Below are 18,302 nucleotides of genomic sequence, written 5' to 3'. Positions count from 1 at the left end.
GACGTATACGGTGTGACGCCTGCCCGGTGCTGGAAGGTTAATTGATGGGGTTATCGCCTCGGCGAGAAGCTCTTGATCGAAGCCCCAGTAAACGGCGGCCGTAACTATAACGGTCCTAAGGTAGCGAAATTCCTTGTCGGGTAAGTTCCGACCTGCACGAATGGCGTAATGATGGCCAGGCTGTCTCCACCCGAGACTCAGTGAAATTGAACTCGCTGTGAAGATGCAGTGTACCCGCGGCAAGACGGAAAGACCCCGTGAACCTTTACTATAGCTTGACACTGAACATGGAGCCTTGATGTGTAGGATAGGTGGGAGGCTTGGAAGTGTGGACGCCAGTCTGCATGGAGCCATCCTTGAAATACCACCCTTGAATGTTTGATGTTCTAACGCCGGCCCGTTATCCGGGTTGCGGACAGTGTCTGGTGGGTAGTTTGACTGGGGCGGTCTCCTCCCAAAGTGTAACGGAGGAGCACGAAGGTTAGCTAATCACGGTCGGACATCGTGAGGTTAGTGCAAAGGCATAAGCTAGCTTGACTGCGAGAGTGACGGCTCGAGCAGGTACGAAAGTAGGTCTTAGTGATCCGGTGGTTCTGCATGGAAGGGCCATCGCTCAACGGATAAAAGGTACTCCGGGGATAACAGGCTGATACCGCCCAAGAGTTCATATCGACGGCGGTGTTTGGCACCTCGATGTCGGCTCATCACATCCTGGGGCTGAAGTAGGTCCCAAGGGTATGGCTGTTCGCCATTTAAAGTGGTACGCGAGCTGGGTTTAGAACGTCGTGAGACAGTTCGGTCCCTATCTGCCGTGGGCGTTGGAAGATTGCAAGGGGCTGCTCCTAGTACGAGAGGACCGGAGTGGACGCACCACTGGTGTTCGGGTTGTCATGCCAATGGCACTGCCCGGTAGCTAAGTGCGGAAGAGATAACCGCTGAAAGCATCTAAGCGGGAAACTTGCCTTAAGATGAGTCTTCCCTTACCCCTAGAGGGTACTGAAGGAACGTTCGAGACGAGGACGTGGATAGGCCGGGTGTGTAAGCGTTGCGAGACGTTGAGCTAACCGGTACTAATGAACCGTGCGGCTTAACCTGACAACACCGAAGGGGTTTTCGGGAGTGGAAAGAGAGAGACGGGTTTCAGCGTAGAAAAGCAGCTTGTTCGGGATTGAAAACAGGATTTGTCTGGCGGCAATAGCGCGGTGGTCCCACCTGACCCCATGCCGAACTCAGCAGTGAAACGCCGTAGCGCCGATGGTAGTGTGGGGTCTCCCCATGTGAGAGTAGGGCACTGCCAGACATCAATTAGCCAGAGAAGCCATCCGTCACCGGATGGCTTTTTTGCGTTTGGGTGCCTTAGAAATAGAAGATTAAAAAATTACTTCACCGATTGATATAAACTATAACCTGCTATTGCTCCAGCTATATCATAAGCAATATCATGCCAACTCCAGCCTGTTCCTGATGGGCGGCTATCATAAAGTTCTTTTGCTGCACCAATACTAACGGATAACAATACACCAAATTGTGCACTTTCACGATGACCCCAATGCTGACGATCACCATAAGCATTACCCGCAGCAGCGACAATTGCAGAAAATAAGAAATGTTGCACTTTATCTTTTCCTGTCCAGTTGTCATTTGCCTGACGAATATTGGAACAAGAAGTATTCAATAGGATAGGAGAGATTATTAATATATTTCGTATCAGAGTGATGATGTTTTTTCTCATCGTAATTTACGCCATGATTTATTTTTTTAAATCATAGCTGTTTGATAAATAAGGTACAAAAATCCCCTCTGCCAATAGCGAGAGGGGATTCAAAAAAACGATAATTATTTATCTATTTTACAATATCCTGCTGATTAATCGGTCTACCCGAATACGGCGTAAGCGTCGTATCAGTTTGCGTACTTTAACAGGATAGAATTGGATACTTTCCAGTTCCTGATAATTGTGGATAATTTTTGTATGGGTACGGATGCAATCCAACTCCATTGTGCGTTGCTCTTGCATCTCTTGGTGGGGATCATGAATAAGAATAGCATTTTCCAGATCCAATCCCCATGCGCGAGGATTCAGGTTATTACCCGTAATTAATTGCCATTTATTATCAACCCAGATCCCTTTTAAGTGATAAGTATTATCTTGATCTTTCCATAATCGGATAGTTAATTGCTGGCTATCGATAAACTTTTGCAGCCGACTGGTGAATCGACGCAAGTTAATTTCATACAGATAAGGCAATGCACCAATGATCTTAAATGGTTCTTCGGGTGGAATATAAAAATCGTTCGCTGTTTTATCTCCGATGATGATCTCAACTTGCTTTCCTTGGCGGAGTAGGCGAGATATTGCACGCACTAATACTGCTGGTAAATTGAAATATGGTGTACAAATAACCAACTTGTTTTCAGTGCAAGACATGAGATGACAAATTGTTTTATTCAGCAGATTTTTCTTGCCTAATCCCACAATGGGAGTTACCGCCAATTCTTCATTGGATGCTTGATTTTCAATGTGATACTCGCTATTCCTTAATGAAGCACGAAATTGACGGATCAAATTTTTAATTTCAAGGCTACGAGGGCGATTGTGGCAGGCTAAATTTTTTACGGCTCCAGCGCTAATAATACTCTCGTCAATAAATTGCTTCATGATCGAGGCAAGTTTTGCATTATGCAGCAAATGATAACGATCGTAACGGTATTTTTCATGGCGATGCAGATAGACATCATTAATACTCGCTCCACTATAAATTACCGTATCATCAAAGATAAAGCCTTTCAGATGCAAAACCCCCAGAGCTTCACGTGTATTCACTGGAACACCCAGGATGGAAATGTTGACATCAGGGTAGCTTTCAGCCATGGAGCAATACCAATCTGCATTTGTTGCCGCAGCTTCTGCACCAATACGGCCTCGTTGAGCACGATGCCAATCAACCAGGATTTTTATGTCTAACTCAGGGCGTTTCTGTTTAGCGGCATATAATGCAGTCAAAATATCTCGCCCTGCATCATCGTTTTCTAAATATAACGCGGCGATATAAATATGCTTTTGGGCCTTTGCGATACGTTCCAATAAGGTGCTGCGAAACACTTTAGATTCATAAAGTGTCGCAATATCAGCAACTGATTGTGGTAGCTTAGGCAGTTGTGCAAGGTGTTGTTGGTGTTTTGCTTGTTTAAATTTGGACAACATCACAGTGCGTTTTTCTCTTAGTCTAGATGGCGTGAATACCATCATAAGGTGTATGAATCAAAATGATCTGGCGATGATACCATTAGTTTGGTCCATTGTGAGTATGAATTAACTCTCTTGAGCTGATTGCTTCAAGACTGTGCGATCTATCACGGAGTCAGCATTTTTTAGTGTTCATCACGAGCTGTATGTTGAATTTATTTTTACTTAGAGTTTCAACATGAGATTAACAATGCCCTCTTCTAACTGTATATCAATGGTAAATCCAAGTTTTTTCGCAAGTTGGATCATGTTACGGTTTTCAGGCATGGTAATAGCTGTTAGTGCTTGAATACCATGTTCTCTTGTATAGTTAATCAGTTTAGTCATAAGTTGATAACCTAACGTAATCCCCTTCAGATCTGATCGGACTAATATCGCAAATTCAGCCTCGATATTATCGGGATCAGCCATGGCACGAGCGACACCAATAATTTCAGGTGTTGTTGCTGGATGGCGGATTGCTACGAATGCCATTTCTCGGTCGTAGTCAATTTGAGTCATGTTTGCAAGATCATCATGAGTAAACTCGTTAATTTCACTGAAATAGCGATAATAAAGATCTTCCTTTGTTACCTGGCCGATAAATGCTTTCAGCAAAGGTTCATCTTCCGGCAGGATTGGCCGTAGCAAACATTCAACCTCATCTTTGATATAGATAGTCTCTTCCAGTTCATTAGGATAAGGCCGGATAGCCAGTCTTTTGCGGGGATCGCCTGTTACTGGCATTAACTCCATTGTCACATCCAATAGCGTGAACTCATTACCTGATGCAAGCAGTGGATGGATATTCATACGAGTAATTTGAGGGCAATCGATCAGAAGATTCGATACCCTGACCAATAACTGGCTGAGAGCAAGAATATCCAGCGGCAAAAGTGAACCACCAGATTTTATTTTGCCACTCTTAATTGCTTGAATAACCAGATAGCGGGCTAGTGCCATATTAAGGGGAGGAAGAGCGACAGCCGCTTGTGTTTCATGCATCCAATCGATATCTCCCTCACCTAGCATGATTAAGGGACCAAATATCTCATCTTGCTCAATAGCAATTCTCAGCTCTTGTGTGCCAGCCCGATTAGCCATGCTTTGTACTAATAATCCATGGATCCTGGCTTGCGAGAAGTTTTGTTTAACACGTTCAATAATCGCTTGTGTTGCGGCTTTAACTTCATCAGCATTGCGTAAATAAAGCATCACTCCCTGAACTTCTGATTTATGTGGGATATCAGGGGAGCGGAGTTTTAATGCCACGGGATAGCCAATTTTTTCTGCAATATCGACCGCATCATCACTGGTATGAGCGATCCAAGTTGGTAAAGTATTTAAACCGTAAGCATCAAGAATAGGTTGTACTTCATGGGTATCCAGTCGAACATTCCCGTTATCAAGTGCCTTTTGTATACACTCATGGGCTCGAGCCGTATTCGATGTGATGCCAATGGGTAAAGATGGTGTTTCTTTTAGCTGTTTTTGGTTTCGCTGATATTCCACCATATGCATAAAGGCGGTAATGGCACCTTCTGGTGTCCGATAAGTTGGAATACCAGCCTCACTGAACAGCCGTCGGGCTTCCAATGAAGAGTATTCTCCGCACCAATTAGTGAAAATAGTGAGCCATTTCCCACGAGGATGTTCTTTAATGGTTTGTATAACCTGAACTGCTGTAGTTTGGCTGTGGGATATGGCACTGGGAGAGTGGATTAACAGTAAGGCATCATAATCATGACTATCCAAAAGTAACCTGAGTGCAGAAACATATCGTTCGGTAGAGGAATCATCACCGATATCTAATGGATTACGTAAAAGCAACGTGTCTGGAAGTGTGCCAGACAACCCATTGATCGTTTCCTCACCTAATATAGCGAGTTTGCCGGTTCTCCTGAATAGTTCATCCAGTGCCATTGCCGCTGGTGCTGCTCCATTACTGACGATCAATAAACGTTCTCCACGCAATGGCCGCATAAAACTCAATGTTTCCACTGCGGAGAACATTTCGTGTGTATCTTGTACACGCAGTAATCCGGCTCGTTGAATTGCTGCGTCATAAGCCGCATCAAAATTTTGTTGTTCTCCCAGTAACTTCTGGACTTGCCGGGTACGACTGCTTTTTACGACCAGAATTGGTTTATTGCGTGAAGCGCTTCGGGAAGCAGAAAGAAAACGGCGGGCATCGCTGATATGTTCGAGATGCAACAAAATGGCACTGGTTTTACTGTCTCTTGCTAAAAAGTCGAGCAGGTCATCAATATCAATATCAACACTGTCGCCCAAGGCAATAAAATACGAAAAACCAATATTGCGATGGTTAGCCCAGTCCAGAATTGTGTTGGATATTGCTGCTGATTGTGAAATAAAGGCGAGTTTACCTTTAAGGATAGGGATCGGGGAAAAACTGGCATTTAGCCCACTCCAGGGTGCTAAGATACCAAGGCTATTTGGCCCCAGAATTCTAAGATGATGTTTTTGGCTGCACAGTTTCAATTCAGTAAATTGTGATGGCGGAGAGGATAAAATAATGACAGTTTTGCATCCGTGTTGGGCCAGTTGCTCTAGTAAAGACAAATTACGACTGTGATGAGTACAGATCACAGCCAGGTCAGGCGTTAATGGTAATTTATCGATAGCAGGATAGGCTAACACACCCAGAACGGCAGACTTGTGTGGTGTTACGGGGAGAATAGGTCCTGTAAACCCACCCATTAACAAATTTCTCATTAACACTGAACTGGCTTTTTCTGGTTTTTCAGAAGCACCAATAACGGCGATAGATTTAGGGCGTAATAATGCTTCAAGTCCGCGCTGGCTCATTTCTGGGGTTCCTTATCAGCTATCACATCGATAAACAATAAACAATGACCATGAATAACCTTAGCCACCATCAGTGACTTTAGCGCGGATTGTCAAGCATTACTGTGAGTTATACCTACAGATGATTGGATTTTCCGGCCAGATATTGTTCACGAAAGTGATTGAAATGATTCAATAATGATTGTGACGCTTTAATATCCCCGGCTAATTCTAATGCCGCAGCCGCAACTTCGGCGGTACAATGTTGTTCTGTTCTGGAGGGTACCCGAAGTAAATAGTCCATCTTGGCAATATTATTAATAGACAATAGGGGAATATCATCCAAATATGGGCTTTTGCGAAACATTTTTCTTGCTTCAGGCCAAGTACCATCCAATATAATGAACAGCGGTGGTTTTTGGTTGGTGGGGATCTGCTGATACACCGTACGAGTAGGCGTAGCATAACTGTCTGGGAAGATCAGATAAGGTTGTCGGGTTGGATCACGCACGATTTCGAGCAGTTGTTGATCAGGCTCGGTTCTAGACCAGAGAAAAGCGCATGTATCAGGCAGAATATCTGCAATCAACTTTCCCGTATTACTGGGTTTCATCGGCTCCGTATCGAACATGATGAGACAGAAGCGGCTTTCCGCATTTGCAGGTGAAATCATTTCACATAGACATTTATTTTGGGGTAATAAACAATGCAGGCAACGTTGCACTCGGCACCCCCTTGCCAGAAAAGGGCGGGTAGATCGGGCAAGGCGGTGTTGGCGAAGCTGATAAACGGCGTTGTTATTTCTCATTTAAGAACTCAAACATGTTCGTGGATAAAACCAGTAAAAAAATTAGCGGATATTTTAATGGATTGTCGTTACCGGAGGTAGCTTCGGACGCGTACATCGGGTAATCTTCGCGCCATAACGCAGTTGGAGAAATAAATGAACGATTCCTATAGTGGTAAGAACGGCAAAGTCAAAGTAATGTATGTCCGCAATAATGAGGACAATAACGATAACCGTAAAGGCGGCGATCGTCGTAAAAACAGTGATAGCCGTAAGAGTGATAACCGTCCGTTTGGTAAAGGGCGTGATCAGGGTGACCGCCGTCGTGGCAATGAACGCCCAGTGCGCTCAGGTGATCGTTCTCCTTGGAGAACAATCTCCCGTCCAGAGGATGAATCTCTTAGTCCAGAGCACCAGGGCATTAGCGGCAAAAGCAACATTGATCCTGAACAGCTTCGTCGTCAGCGTTTGGAAGAAACTCGTATCTATGGGGAAAATGCTTGTCAGGCAATGTTCCAGCACCGTCCTGATGCGATTGTTCGGGCTTGGTTTGTTCAATCGGTCACGCCGCGTTTTCGCGATGCCTTGAAATGGATGGCGGCAAATCGCAAAGCTTACCATGTCGTTGACGACGAAGAGCTATCTAAAGCATCAGGTACAGAGCACCACGGTGGTGTCTGTTTCCTGATTAAGAAACGCAATGGCTTGGATGTGGAAACCTATTTGCAGCAGGCACCCGCAAAAGATTGTGTCTTGGCATTGGAAAATGTAGGTAACCCACATAATCTTGGCGCAATTATGCGTAGTTGTGCGCATTTTGGCGTACAGGGTGTCATTTTGCAGGATACAGCGCTTTTGGAATCAGGTGCAGCTGTTCGTACAGCAGAAGGCGGTGCTGAGCACATCAAAGGCATTGATGCGGATGGGTTCACGACTACGCTAAATCAATTCCGTAACCAAGGCTACACAATTGTGACGACATCAAGTCATAAAGGCAGCACAACATTGGCACAAGCAACATTGCCAGAAAAAATGGTTTTGGTATTGGGTCAGGAAAGTGACGGATTAAGTGACAGCATTTGGGAAGATGGTGACATTCGCCTTTCTATTGGTGGAACGGGACGGGTAGAAAGTCTGAATGTTTCTGTTGCAACAGGTATTATGCTGGCGGAATGGTGGCGTCAGAATAAGGTTTAATTTATCAGGTGCGCCGTAAAACCCCGTCCTTCAGGGCGGGGATATCAGGCGCAGTTTTCCGACTAACCTGGTGTTTTCTGCTGCTCGATGTATTGCCGGATGATCGAGATCGGCGCACCTCCGCAACTACTTGCAAAATAGCTCGGTGTCCACAGAACGCCTTTGTAGTAATAGCGTAGAGCAATATCTGGACGGTCACGCCGAAGCAGCCTGCTGGAAACGCCTTTAAGACTGTTGACCAGATTCGATACTGCGAGCTTTGGCGGGGAGTTGATCAGCAAATGCACGTGGTCGTATTCGCCGTCCATTTCAACCAGTTCAACACCAAAATCAGCACATACGCTGCTAAAGTAGCTGCGTAGCTTTTCGATGGCATCAAGATCGAATATCTTTCGTCGATACTTGGCGACGAATACCAAGTGGACGTGCATCAGGAAAACACCGTGTCTTCCGCGTCGACTATCAGTTTCTTTTGTCATAGACCAAAGTATAATGATAGTCATGAAACGACTTCAAGCCTTCAAATTCCAGTTAAGACCAAATGGTCAGCAGGAGCGCGATATGCGACGCTTCGCAGGGGCTTGTCGCTTCGTTTTTAACCGTGCACTGGCACTCCAGAATGAGAACCATGCAGCAGGGAATAAATATCTCCCCTACACCAAAATGGCTTCATGGTTGATTGAGTGGAAATCCGTACCTGAAACACAATGGCTGAAAGAATCTCCCTCGCAACCGTTGCAGCAGTCACTGAAAGATCTGGAGCGCGGCTACAAAAATTTCTTCCAGAAGCGGGCTGCATTCCCCCGCTTCAAAAAACGTGGTCAACATGACTCATTCCGCTACCCGCAGGGCGTGAAGCTCGATCAGCCCAACAGTCGAATCTCGTTGCCAAAGTTAGGGTGGATACGCTATCGCAACAGCCGTGAAGTCATTGGCGAAGTGAAAAACGTCACGGTCAGCCAGTCATGCGGCAAATGGTACGTCAGTATCCAGACTGAATACGAAGTGACTGACCCTGCTCACAATGCAGAATCAATGGTCGGACTGGATGCCGGAGTAACAAAACTTGCCACGCTTTCAGATGGCACGGTATATCAGCCAGTAAGCAGTTTCAAAGCAAACCAACGTAAGCTGGCAACACTCCAGCGGCAGTTGAGTCGCAAAGTAAAATTCAGCGCAAACTGGCAGAAACAAAAACGGAAAATCCAGGGTTTGCACTCACACATTGCCAATATCCGGCGCGACTACCTTCACAAAGTCACCAGTGAAATCAGCAAAAACCACGCGATGATCGTCATTGAAGACTTGAAGGTCAGTAACATGTCGAAATCGGCAAAAGGCACGGCAGAGAAGCACGGAAGAAACGTCAGAGGCAAATCAGGCTTGAACCGCTCGATACGGGATCAAGGCTGGCATGAAATGCGCCGTCAGCTTGAGTACAAGCAGCTCTGGCGCGGTGGTCAGGTAGTGGCGATACCTCCGGCATACACCAGCCAGCGGTGTGCCTGCTGTGGTCATACGGCGAAAGAAAACCGTCAGACGCAAAGTCAATTCGTGTGTCAGGTATGCGGCTACACCGCGAACGCGGATGTAAACGCCGCACGTAATATTTTAGCGGCAGGACATGCCGTGCTTGCCTGTGGAGGGATGGTGCAGTCAGACCGCCCGTTGAAGCAGGAACCCACCGAGGTGAGTCAGGCTTCGGTCTGAACGCTGTAGGAATCCCCGTCCTTTAGGGTGGGGAGGATGTCAAACCTATCACTATCACAAGCTGCCATGTAGTCAAAGAATTGTGATTTGGAAATAGATAGTTTAATTTTCATTGTTAATAAGACCCTGTCTACTTAGTCAGGGTCTTATTTTATTCCCTTTATTTATTAAGTTAATTTTATTATTTCAATTAGAAATTAAATAAAAACATTTGTTATTATTTTAAATATAATTATTAGCTTAAGTTTTTATTTCTCTAAATTCGTTACTTTTTATGGTTGTTAATAACAATCATTTTCATTATCATTTAATAAGAAAGAGTATATCTTTAGTGAGCTAGAATAAATGCCATATTTATTAGATGGTTATATCCAGAGATTCCAATGATATATCAACTTCTCAACTAATGCTTATATAGAAACAAGTGGAAACTATCAATCTCAACATTTATATCAGATGGATACATTCCGCAAATTTGAACTGTTTAAGTATGATTAGAGTGTAGCTGTCTGAATTATCTGTAAATGGATGAGCGTGAGAAGAGTTTAAATTTAGGGTTGATAATAGGTGTTAGGAGAATAGGTAATGATAAATAAAAATAATCAAGACTCCATGGCTTCTGAAATAACGATTGAAGATATCACTAACCTATTTGATGGGGCATTTAGCCATTTCAATTCATCAGTAAAAATCAATTCAGACAATATTCCATTGGGAAGTATGGAGTTTTATCAATGGTCGAGTGATGAAAAATTCCCATTATTGATAAAAAATTACCAAGATTCATATTATAGTGATAATGAATTAAAACCAAATCAGAAAGGGCTTTATTCTTTATGGGCACAATGGTATTTTGGCTTAATTGTCCCACCAATGATGTTAATGTTATTGGAATATCCCCAGGCTGTTGATACGGATTATAAGCTTTTTCAGATTGAATTTCATGAAACAGGCAGGCCAAATGTTGTTTATTACCAGTTAACGTGGTTGGACGAATCAATATCTTTATTGGAGCGTTATCATTCTATGTTGGATCGGCATATTATTCCTGTATGTGAGAAAATTGCATCCTATCGTGGGATAAATGGTCGTTTATTATGGAATAATATTGGCTATGTTATGTATTGGTACCTAAATAATTTCAGGGAAAGAATAGACTCGGATCAGTATGATACATTAATACAAAATCTTTTCTTTACACAAACGTTACCTGATGGCAGGGATAATCCACTTTATCGTACAGTGATTATGAAAAATAATGTCATACAACGCCGTTGTTGCTGCCAAAGAAATAAATTACCCGGAGTCGGAAATTGTCACGACTGTCCTCTTGAACCTACGGCGCAATCCTTTTAATCGTAATTGATACTTTATGATGAGAGAGAGGATTGTGGCGTGTAGCATTTTTCTTAACGGGAGCAAATACTCCCGCTAAGGTCACTCTATTAAATCGATTTAATGTAATAAGATTAATGCGCTCCTCCGTGGTCTTTACCTCCGGCAGAGAAAGGTGGTTTTGCCAGCCAGATCAATAACGTCAAGACAAGGAATATGCCTGCTGAAAGCCAAAAGATCTCATTGGCAGAGATAATTAACCCTTGATGAGTGATCTGTTTTGCCAGGTAAGCTGATATTTGTTCATCATTCATGCCCAATTGAGCTAATTGCTGATGTATTTGCTGATAATTAGGGTTATATGGATTGATGTATTCCGTAAGGTTCGAGTGGTGCATTGATTCACGTTGTGTCCACATTGTGGTTGTGAGGGATGTCCCGATTGAACCCGATAATATACGGGTAAAGTTCGATAAGCTGGAGGCTGAGGCCATTCGTTCTGGTGCTAGCCCTGATAATGTAATGGTTGTCAATGGCATAAAGAAACATGCCATGGCAAGTCCTTGAACAAACTGAGGCCATGCAGTCGCAGCGAAATCCATGTCTGGTTCAAAGGTATATGCCCGCCAATAGAAGCAAATAGCATAAGTGATGAAACTAAATATCACGATATAGCGCATGTCTATTTTATGGCCAAACTTGCCAATGACGGGTGACAATAACAGTGGCAGTAATCCTATCGGTGCGGCCGCAAAGCCCGCCCAGGTTGCGGTATAGCCGTAAACTTCTTGCAATAGTTGTGGCAGTAAAACAATTGAACCGAAGTACATCATAAAGCCGAGACTAATACTTAATGTACCGATGGAAAAATTGCGCAACTTGAACAGGGATAGATCGATTATCGGATGATCATCAGTGAGTTCCCATATGATCAGGAAAATCAGCGCGACAATGGCAGTAATCGTAAGAATAATAATCTCGGTGGAATTAAACCAATCAAGTTCTTTACCTTGGTCAAGCATAATTTGCAGGCTGCCAATACCAATCACCAGCAAAGAAAGACCAACAATGTCTATGGGGCGGATTTCTGTTTGTGTTTCCCGGCCACGCAATAGCTGGGTAATAACAAAGATAATTGCGATACCAAGGGGAATATTAATGTAAAAGATCCATCCCCAATGGTAGTTATCACTGATATAGCCACCAAGGATAGGTCCACAAATGGGGGCAACCACAATCATTATCGACCACAGTGCCAACGCCATATTGCGTTTCGCCACTGGATAATTATTTAGTAATAAACTTTGACAAAGGGGAAGTACGGGGCCTGCGGCCAATCCTTGCATAACACGGAAGAAAATTAGCATACCGAGGCTATTGGAAAGGCCACACAGCCAAGATGAAAGAGTAAAAATTGCGGTAGACCAGAGGAACAATTTCACCTCACCGAAACGCTTTGCTAACCAACCGGTAATAGGAATGGAAATTGCGTTTGCGACACCGAAAGAGGTAATCACCCATGTTCCCTGTGAGCTTGACGCACCTAGATTACCCGCGATCGTCGGTATGGCGACGTTGGCAATAGTAGAGTCGAGAACAAGCATGAAAGTTGCCATTGAAAGAGTAATGGTCAAAAGGGCGAGTTTCGCACCTGTAAGCGGTTCTCTTGTTACCATGACTCCCCCTTAAATTTGATTTCCTGAATTACTATTAATAATGTCAGTAACTATTTTGTTTGCAGGAGTCATATCTATCGTCAATGCATTGGTTTGATAGGCCGGAAGGGTACGTTCTGTGGTTGCCAGTACAGTTCCATCAGTGTTTGCGGTGTTCACGGTGACTTTTGTTGATAACCCAATTCGTAAGGGATGTTGTTTTAATTGTTCAGGATCAAGTTCAATACGAACCGGTAAGCGTTGTACAACCTTAATCCAATTTCCACTGGCATTTTGTGCGGGCAATAGAGAAAAGGCGCTACCGGTTCCCATATCAATGCCTGCAACCTTGCCGGTATAGACAACATCGTCACCATAAAAATCGCTGACGATTGTAGCTGGCTGTCCAATCCGCATGTTTGCCAGTTGGGTTTCTTTGAAATTGGCCTCAATCCACATATTGTTGGCAGGCACTATCGCCATCAATGGTGTTCCTGAGTTGATACGGGAACCTACCTGAACGCTACGACGAGCGACATAACCATCAACAGGGCTGACAATATTGATCCTCTGCAAAGTGAGCCAAGCGTCACGAACACCGGAGGCTGCTTTTTCAATCGATGGCTGTCTTTCCAGTGGAGTATCCAGAATAATGGCTTGGTTGCTCTGATATTGAGCTATCGCGGCATCCAGATCAGCTTGGGCAGTAGAGACAGTTTCACGCATATGTTGTAATTCTTCTTTACCGATCAAATCCTGAGTGCCCAATATTTCCCTTCGATTGAGATCATTTTGCGCTTTTCTGAGAGCAATTTTTTTCAGTTCAATGATAGCTTGATATCTTTTACTGTCGATCATGTGTTGATGAGTGATTCGAACAGAATTAGCTAATTCATTTTTGGCTCTTTCCAAAGCCAATTCAGCATCACGGGGATCGAGTTGGACAAGAGGCTGACCACTTTTCACAAAATCAGTATTGTCAATATTGACAGTCACGACGCTGCCCGCAATTTGTGACATAACTTGTATTTGATTACCTGTTACATAGGCATTATCAGTTTCTTGGTGGTGACGTAAAGTGAGAAACCAGTAAACGCTATAGCCAGCTCCAAGCAGGAGTAAAAATAACGTCAATAACGTAATGATATGGCGGCGTTTCTGTTTTTTAGGATTATTTTTTGTTCTTACCTTTGCAGGTGATTGCATTTCGTTTGAGGATAGCGTTTCTTCGCTAGACGGAAGTGGTGTTTTCTCACTAGTACTCATGGAGAGTCTCCGTATTTGTTCTTAACTTATTATTAATTGTGTGGCCGCAACAGGACGCAATACGTCTCCAGTAGTGTGCATTTACACTACTGGAAGGGACGAACGATATGGATTTAAGTATTATCTGAAGATAATAATCGGCCATACGAAGTATCTGATGATACAGACTAGTGGAAAATTTTTTTTAGATCATGTTGCTATAATGTGTTTTCTTAGTGCAAAACCATCCAGAAGAAAGGCAATCAGTTACTTAAACAATCCCCAATATTATCTAATTGCCCTAAGATTTTTCTCATCAATTTTTCTAACTGTTTTTTCTCCTCAGAATCCAGGGTAGACCAAAGTTTGATCAGGCATTCATGCTGTGGTGGAAGTAAACTATTCAAGAAATTTGAACCTTTATCTGTGAGATGGAGATGGAGACAACGGCGATCGTTATGACTCTCCTTTCTCTCTATCCAGCCTTGCTTTTCTAATTCATCCGCAATTCGGGTTGCATTTGTACGGGAAGAACCCAATGCAGCACTAAGTTCTGATGGCTGAATGCTACGACTTTCTTTGGTATCCAGAATCATCAGAGCCATAAACAAGGTTTCATTGATTCCTTGTGCTTTCAGCATGTTGTTGCGATTTTCCAGAAGCTTGCTATGGACATGCATGGATAAGCGAGTTAGTAAGATCTCTTGATAGGGTAAACTTTTTTGCTGTGCTACACGGCAATTAAGTAACTCTTCTGTGGGAGTGAATGAACTTTCCATTGTTTAGATACCTTATTAGTTTCAACCGGTAAAGTAACTTTTGTTAAAAACCATACAAATACTATATTAAAAGTTAAATTTAGCAATTATAGTTATTTATTATCATCATATTTCTTTTAATATTGATACCTAATTCATAAATAACTTGAATACTATTCCAAAAACTATGGCACCAGACAGTGTTGAAATAATGATGCTTCGAGTTTTGTAGAAAAACAGGCAGATGGTTAGGCAGCCAATTAGGGTCGGAAAAAATTTGTTGTGCTCCTTCATAACGTCAGGAATGCTTGAGACGATAAGAAGTGAGCAAATTGATGCAATACCAATGCTGTCGAGTATGATCCCCATTTTTCCTTTCTTTTCTGTCGGTGCACGATTGACACCCAGACGCAGAGGCAAATAGCGGAATAAAAAGTTGGCAGCGCCTACAATAAGTCCTATAAGAAGTATTTTATTATCAATCATATAACCATCTGAGTATGTAATATATTAATTAAGTAAGGTACTAATTATGTATTTTTAGTTTGCAAAAGTGCTGCTAAACATCCACTCATGATCCCCGCGAGAATGGCTATAGGGATTGAAAAAAATATGATTCCTATTAATGCGCCTGATAAAGCAGCGGTAACACAGTAGGTATTTTGTCTTTTGAAAGAGGCTAACAAAAAACTTAAGAATAGGGCTGGAAGCATAAATATCATGGCTGCTTCAACAGCTGGATAAGAACTCAAGTAACCATTACCCAATATGGCCCCAGCTACAGTACCCAACACCCAAGAGAGCCAGGAACATATGGCAATGGCAACCATCCAGTTTTCACTCCAACTTCGCTGGTCTTTAATCAATTTGGCTGTTGCTGCGGCAAAAACTTCATCAGTCAGACCAAAAGCCCAAATTACGGTTTTCTTTCCCGATAGTTTTTGTTTGATGCGATAACGTAAAGCAGGTCCATATAAAATATGGCGGATGTCCATTGCCATTACGGTTAGCGCAGAAAACCACAATGACATTCCTGCGCTCAGTAAAGCCGTGATAACAAACTGACTGGCGCCAGCATAAATGACACATGAGAAAAATATCGCTTCGATGGGAGTAAATCCCAGTTTAGTGGCGCTTAAGCCAAATGCAAAAGAGACGGGAAGATAACCAATGGCGATTGGGAGACTATCCCAAATACCTTTTTTAAAGGAAGAAGCCTTGTTTGGTAGAGAATTTTCGGTAGATATTGGTATATCAGGCGCAGGTTTATCAGTTATTGGCATTGGAGTATTTTATTTTTTTGTTAACAGATAAAACAACATTAACAAAATATGATGAAAGTGAAAATATAAAATATATAAATTATTTAAATTATGTCATTAAGAACTAATGAGTTAATGGTGTTAGAAAAGTGTTTACTGGTTAGCCGTGAGTTTTTGTTAATGTCTTCACGGCTACCAGATGCAGAATAAAGGAAAGGGTAATTTATGCTTTGTGAGCGGCTTTTCTGGCTGCTTTTAGCCAACCATTTACCGTTTTCTGATGTATTTTGAGCCAATCTTCAGCTTGGCGTTCAATATCAGCTTCTGAAATTTTAGCATTATGCATGAGCTGATTTTGGGCGCTGATATCCGCAATAGGTAAGGTCATAACAGCAAAAAGTTTCGCAGCAGCAGGGTTCTTTTCTGCCCACACTTTGTTGGCCACAATATGCATGGTACTGGGAGGGAAGCCATAGTTACGGCCGTTAGGCAACTGCGTATTGATGGTTTCTCCCTCACCAATAGCAGAGAAGGGAACTTGAAGCCAAACGACATCTTTTCCAGGTTTCAATACATCACTCACCCAATAAGGTGTCCAGGTATAATAGAGGATAGGCTTACCTGCCCGATAGCGGGCAAGCGTATCAGCCATCATAGCTGCATAATTGCCTTGGTTTTGTTCCACGGTATTTTTCAATCCATAAGCAGTTAAGTGATGATTGATCGCTCTTTCACACCCCCACCCAGGGTTACAACCTGTTAAATCTGCTTTTCCATCTCCATTACTATCAAACAATTTGGCAAGTCTAGGATCTTTTAATTGAGCGATATTGGTGATGTGATATTTTTCTGCGGTTTTTTTATCAATAAGATACCCTTGAGCCGCATTGACAACATAACTTCCCTTGCGATAAAAGACGTTATCTCCTCCGGCAGCTTTGTATGGGGCATCATGGAGTGGTACCCAATTGACGGCCATAAAGGTGGCATCACCAGAAGCAATGGAAGTGTAAGCGACGTTATAATCAACTTCTTTGATCGGTTTGACGTCATAGCCGAGTTTTTCTAATGCTTTGCAGACAATCAAAGTCTGAAATGTTTCCTCAGTAATTGTACTTTGTAGCGGTTGTACACTGATGCCTTTGCCGGGAAGGTCAGTTGCAGAGGCTACTGAGGATAATGAGAAGTTCATGAATACCATAAGGAGTGCTGCAAAAATTATCCCCTTATTCATGATTTCTTTGCATAAGGTGATTATGCGCATGGTTGTTTCCTCCTTTTGTTGCCAGGTCAGATATTATTTTGGGCGGATTGAGAGAAAAATCAGGCGAAGTAATCCTATTGGCCCGGAGTGATACCAGTGCCCTCCTTGGGTTCGATGACTTTTTCCCAAGGATTGAGTCAGGCGATCAAGGATAATAGCAAGAATGACAATGCCTGTACCGCCAACGGCGGCTAATCCTATATCAAGGCGGCCAATACCGCGCAATACCATCAGCCCCAAGCCACCAACGGCAATCATGGAAGCGATGACGACCATGGAAAGGGCTAACATCAACGTCTGATTTACTCCTGCCATAATTGTAGGCATCGCCAACGGCAATTGAACTTTGAACAGCATCTGCCGCGGACTCGCGCCGAATGATCTGGCGGCTTCAATTAAATCTGATGGAACTTGTTTTATTCCCAAAATTGTCAGGCGAATAATAGGTGGTAAAGCAAAAATGATGGTGACGATAACGCCAGGGACATTACCTATGCCAAACAGCATGACGATAGGAACGAGATAAACGAAAGCTGGCGTGGTTTGCATAGCATCCAGTAAGGGACGAACAATTTTGGCTAGCCGTTCATGACGAGCCAACCCGATCCCAAGAGGAAGCCCAATGATAAGGCAGAAAAATAGGGCAGTTAGCACCAGAGCCATGGTTATCATCGCTTGTGACCATGCCCCAATTGCACCGATCATAATCAGTGAAATTAAAGTGCTCACGCCTATTCCTGCACCGGCAATTTGCCAGGCCAGTAACGCAAAAAATAAGATGGTGATGGGAGGGGGCACTGTCGTAAGGAACTGTTCAAAACCACTGAGGACAAAATCTACCGGGACACGGATGACTTGAAAAACAGGCCGGAAGTGTACGACAACCCAATCGATGATATCGGTCACCCATGAGTCAAACGGAATGAGTTTATGCTGAAAAGGTGACATGAAATTAAAGTGCTCTGGAAGAGTATTGGTTGCAGGAGTATTCAGCCAATCGTGGTTTGATGAAGGAGCAGCAGTGCCACTATCCATCCAGGGATCACTGTTATTGA

15 protein-coding genes and 2 rRNA genes (1 of these 17 only partly in view) are annotated in these 18,302 nt (G+C 43.2%); 5 read left to right on the top strand and 12 right to left on the bottom strand.

Annotated elements, in window-relative coordinates; all coding sequences use genetic code 11:
* Positions 1-1,095: ribosomal RNA gene (locus WDV74_RS11695) — 23S ribosomal RNA — on the top strand; it begins 1,817 nt to the left of the window's first position.
* Between the two features lie 89 nt (positions 1,096-1,184).
* Positions 1,185-1,300: ribosomal RNA gene (gene rrf, locus WDV74_RS11690) — 5S ribosomal RNA — on the top strand.
* Between the two features lie 78 nt (positions 1,301-1,378).
* Here rrf and WDV74_RS11685 read toward each other — a convergent pair.
* The 4 genes from WDV74_RS11685 to WDV74_RS11670 all read right to left on the bottom strand — a co-directional run bounded on the left by WDV74_RS11685 (position 1,379) and on the right by WDV74_RS11670 (position 6,842).
* The gene (locus WDV74_RS11685) at positions 1,379-1,732 is read right to left on the bottom strand and encodes a YfiM family lipoprotein (protein ID WP_338882964.1); all 354 of its coding nucleotides are present in this window, start codon (positions 1,730-1,732) and stop codon (positions 1,379-1,381) included.
* Positions 1,733-1,849: 117 nt separating this feature from the next.
* On the bottom strand, positions 1,850-3,208 hold the full coding sequence (pssA, locus tag WDV74_RS11680; RefSeq protein WP_338882963.1) for a CDP-diacylglycerol--serine O-phosphatidyltransferase: 1,359 nt from the start codon (positions 3,206-3,208) through the stop codon (positions 1,850-1,852).
* A gap of 204 nt (positions 3,209-3,412) precedes the next feature.
* A complete protein-coding gene (locus WDV74_RS11675) occupies positions 3,413-6,055 on the bottom strand; it encodes a bifunctional acetate--CoA ligase family protein/GNAT family N-acetyltransferase (RefSeq protein WP_338882962.1) in 2,643 nt (880 codons plus the stop codon).
* 115 nt (positions 6,056-6,170) lie between these two features.
* A complete protein-coding gene (locus WDV74_RS11670) occupies positions 6,171-6,842 on the bottom strand; it encodes a tRNA-uridine aminocarboxypropyltransferase (protein WP_338882961.1) in 672 nt (223 codons plus the stop codon).
* Positions 6,843-6,977: 135 nt separating this feature from the next.
* Between WDV74_RS11670 and WDV74_RS11665 the strand changes: the two genes are divergently transcribed.
* Positions 6,978-8,018: a tRNA/rRNA methyltransferase gene (locus tag WDV74_RS11665; protein WP_189761111.1), complete on the top strand. Its 1,041-nt coding sequence runs from the start codon at positions 6,978-6,980 to the stop codon at positions 8,016-8,018.
* Between the two features lie 62 nt (positions 8,019-8,080).
* Here WDV74_RS11665 and tnpA read toward each other — a convergent pair whose 3' ends face one another.
* Entirely contained in the window at positions 8,081-8,497 is a 417-nt protein-coding gene (gene tnpA, locus WDV74_RS11660; protein WP_338885602.1) for an IS200/IS605 family transposase, read from the bottom strand.
* Between the two features lie 22 nt (positions 8,498-8,519).
* On the opposite strand from tnpA, the gene WDV74_RS11655 reads away from it, so the two are divergent.
* Positions 8,520-9,728 (top strand): transposase, encoded by a 1,209-nt coding sequence (locus WDV74_RS11655; protein WP_338882960.1) that lies wholly within the window; start codon positions 8,520-8,522, stop codon positions 9,726-9,728.
* A gap of 585 nt (positions 9,729-10,313) precedes the next feature.
* Entirely contained in the window at positions 10,314-11,084 is a 771-nt protein-coding gene (fhuF, locus tag WDV74_RS11650; protein ID WP_338882959.1) for a siderophore-iron reductase FhuF, read from the top strand.
* A gap of 113 nt (positions 11,085-11,197) precedes the next feature.
* Here the strand turns inward: fhuF and emrB are convergent, their stop codons facing one another.
* From emrB to proW, 7 genes are all read right to left on the bottom strand, one after another.
* Entirely contained in the window at positions 11,198-12,739 is a 1,542-nt protein-coding gene (gene emrB, locus WDV74_RS11645; RefSeq protein WP_338882958.1) for a multidrug efflux MFS transporter permease subunit EmrB, read from the bottom strand.
* 9 nt (positions 12,740-12,748) lie between these two features.
* Complete coding sequence (emrA, locus tag WDV74_RS11640; RefSeq protein WP_338885601.1) at positions 12,749-13,924, bottom strand: multidrug efflux MFS transporter periplasmic adaptor subunit EmrA; 1,176 nt, start codon at positions 13,922-13,924, stop codon at positions 12,749-12,751.
* Between the two features lie 302 nt (positions 13,925-14,226).
* Positions 14,227-14,742 (bottom strand): transcriptional repressor MprA, encoded by a 516-nt coding sequence (mprA, locus tag WDV74_RS11635; RefSeq protein ID WP_338882957.1) that lies wholly within the window; start codon positions 14,740-14,742, stop codon positions 14,227-14,229.
* Positions 14,743-14,871: 129 nt separating this feature from the next.
* Positions 14,872-15,207, bottom strand: coding sequence for an L-valine transporter subunit YgaH (ygaH, locus tag WDV74_RS11630; protein ID WP_338882956.1), 336 nt, complete (start codon positions 15,205-15,207; stop codon positions 14,872-14,874).
* A gap of 44 nt (positions 15,208-15,251) precedes the next feature.
* Entirely contained in the window at positions 15,252-16,004 is a 753-nt protein-coding gene (locus WDV74_RS11625) for an AzlC family ABC transporter permease (RefSeq protein WP_338882955.1), read from the bottom strand.
* A gap of 202 nt (positions 16,005-16,206) precedes the next feature.
* Complete coding sequence (gene proX, locus WDV74_RS11620; RefSeq protein ID WP_338885600.1) at positions 16,207-17,184, bottom strand: glycine betaine/L-proline ABC transporter substrate-binding protein ProX; 978 nt, start codon at positions 17,182-17,184, stop codon at positions 16,207-16,209.
* Positions 17,185-17,280: 96 nt separating this feature from the next.
* A complete protein-coding gene (gene proW, locus WDV74_RS11615) occupies positions 17,281-18,282 on the bottom strand; it encodes a glycine betaine/L-proline ABC transporter permease ProW (RefSeq protein WP_338885599.1) in 1,002 nt (333 codons plus the stop codon).
* Positions 18,283-18,302: the final 20 nt, after the last annotated feature.

It is taken from the genome of Xenorhabdus sp. TH1 (genome assembly GCF_037260955.1).
GTDB lineage: Bacteria > Pseudomonadota > Gammaproteobacteria > Enterobacterales > Enterobacteriaceae > Xenorhabdus > Xenorhabdus griffiniae.
The sequence above is the reverse complement of the archived record's forward strand: the minus strand, read 5'-3'. Positions and strand labels throughout refer to the sequence as shown.

Coding starts and splice junctions, on each gene's coding strand:
- proW (WP_338885599.1), bottom strand. CDS start 18,282: ATGGATAGTGGCACTGCTGCTCCTTCATCAAACCACGATTGGCTGAAT.
- WDV74_RS11670 (WP_338882961.1), bottom strand. CDS start 6,842: ATGAGAAATAACAACGCCGTTTATCAGCTTCGCCAACACCGCCTTGCC.
- emrA (WP_338885601.1), bottom strand. CDS start 13,924: ATGCAATCACCTGCAAAGGTAAGAACAAAAAATAATCCTAAAAAACAG.
- mprA (WP_338882957.1), bottom strand. CDS start 14,742: ATGGAAAGTTCATTCACTCCCACAGAAGAGTTACTTAATTGCCGTGTA.
- fhuF (WP_338882959.1), top strand. CDS start 10,314: ATGATAAATAAAAATAATCAAGACTCCATGGCTTCTGAAATAACGATT.
- emrB (WP_338882958.1), bottom strand. CDS start 12,739: ATGGTAACAAGAGAACCGCTTACAGGTGCGAAACTCGCCCTTTTGACC.
- proX (WP_338885600.1), bottom strand. CDS start 17,184: ATGGTATTCATGAACTTCTCATTATCCTCAGTAGCCTCTGCAACTGAC.
- tnpA (WP_338885602.1), bottom strand. CDS start 8,497: ATGACAAAAGAAACTGATAGTCGACGCGGAAGACACGGTGTTTTCCTG.
- WDV74_RS11665 (WP_189761111.1), top strand. CDS start 6,978: ATGAACGATTCCTATAGTGGTAAGAACGGCAAAGTCAAAGTAATGTAT.
- WDV74_RS11685 (WP_338882964.1), bottom strand. CDS start 1,732: ATGAGAAAAAACATCATCACTCTGATACGAAATATATTAATAATCTCT.
- ygaH (WP_338882956.1), bottom strand. CDS start 15,207: ATGATTGATAATAAAATACTTCTTATAGGACTTATTGTAGGCGCTGCC.
- WDV74_RS11675 (WP_338882962.1), bottom strand. CDS start 6,055: ATGAGCCAGCGCGGACTTGAAGCATTATTACGCCCTAAATCTATCGCC.
- WDV74_RS11655 (WP_338882960.1), top strand. CDS start 8,520: ATGAAACGACTTCAAGCCTTCAAATTCCAGTTAAGACCAAATGGTCAG.
- WDV74_RS11625 (WP_338882955.1), bottom strand. CDS start 16,004: ATGCCAATAACTGATAAACCTGCGCCTGATATACCAATATCTACCGAA.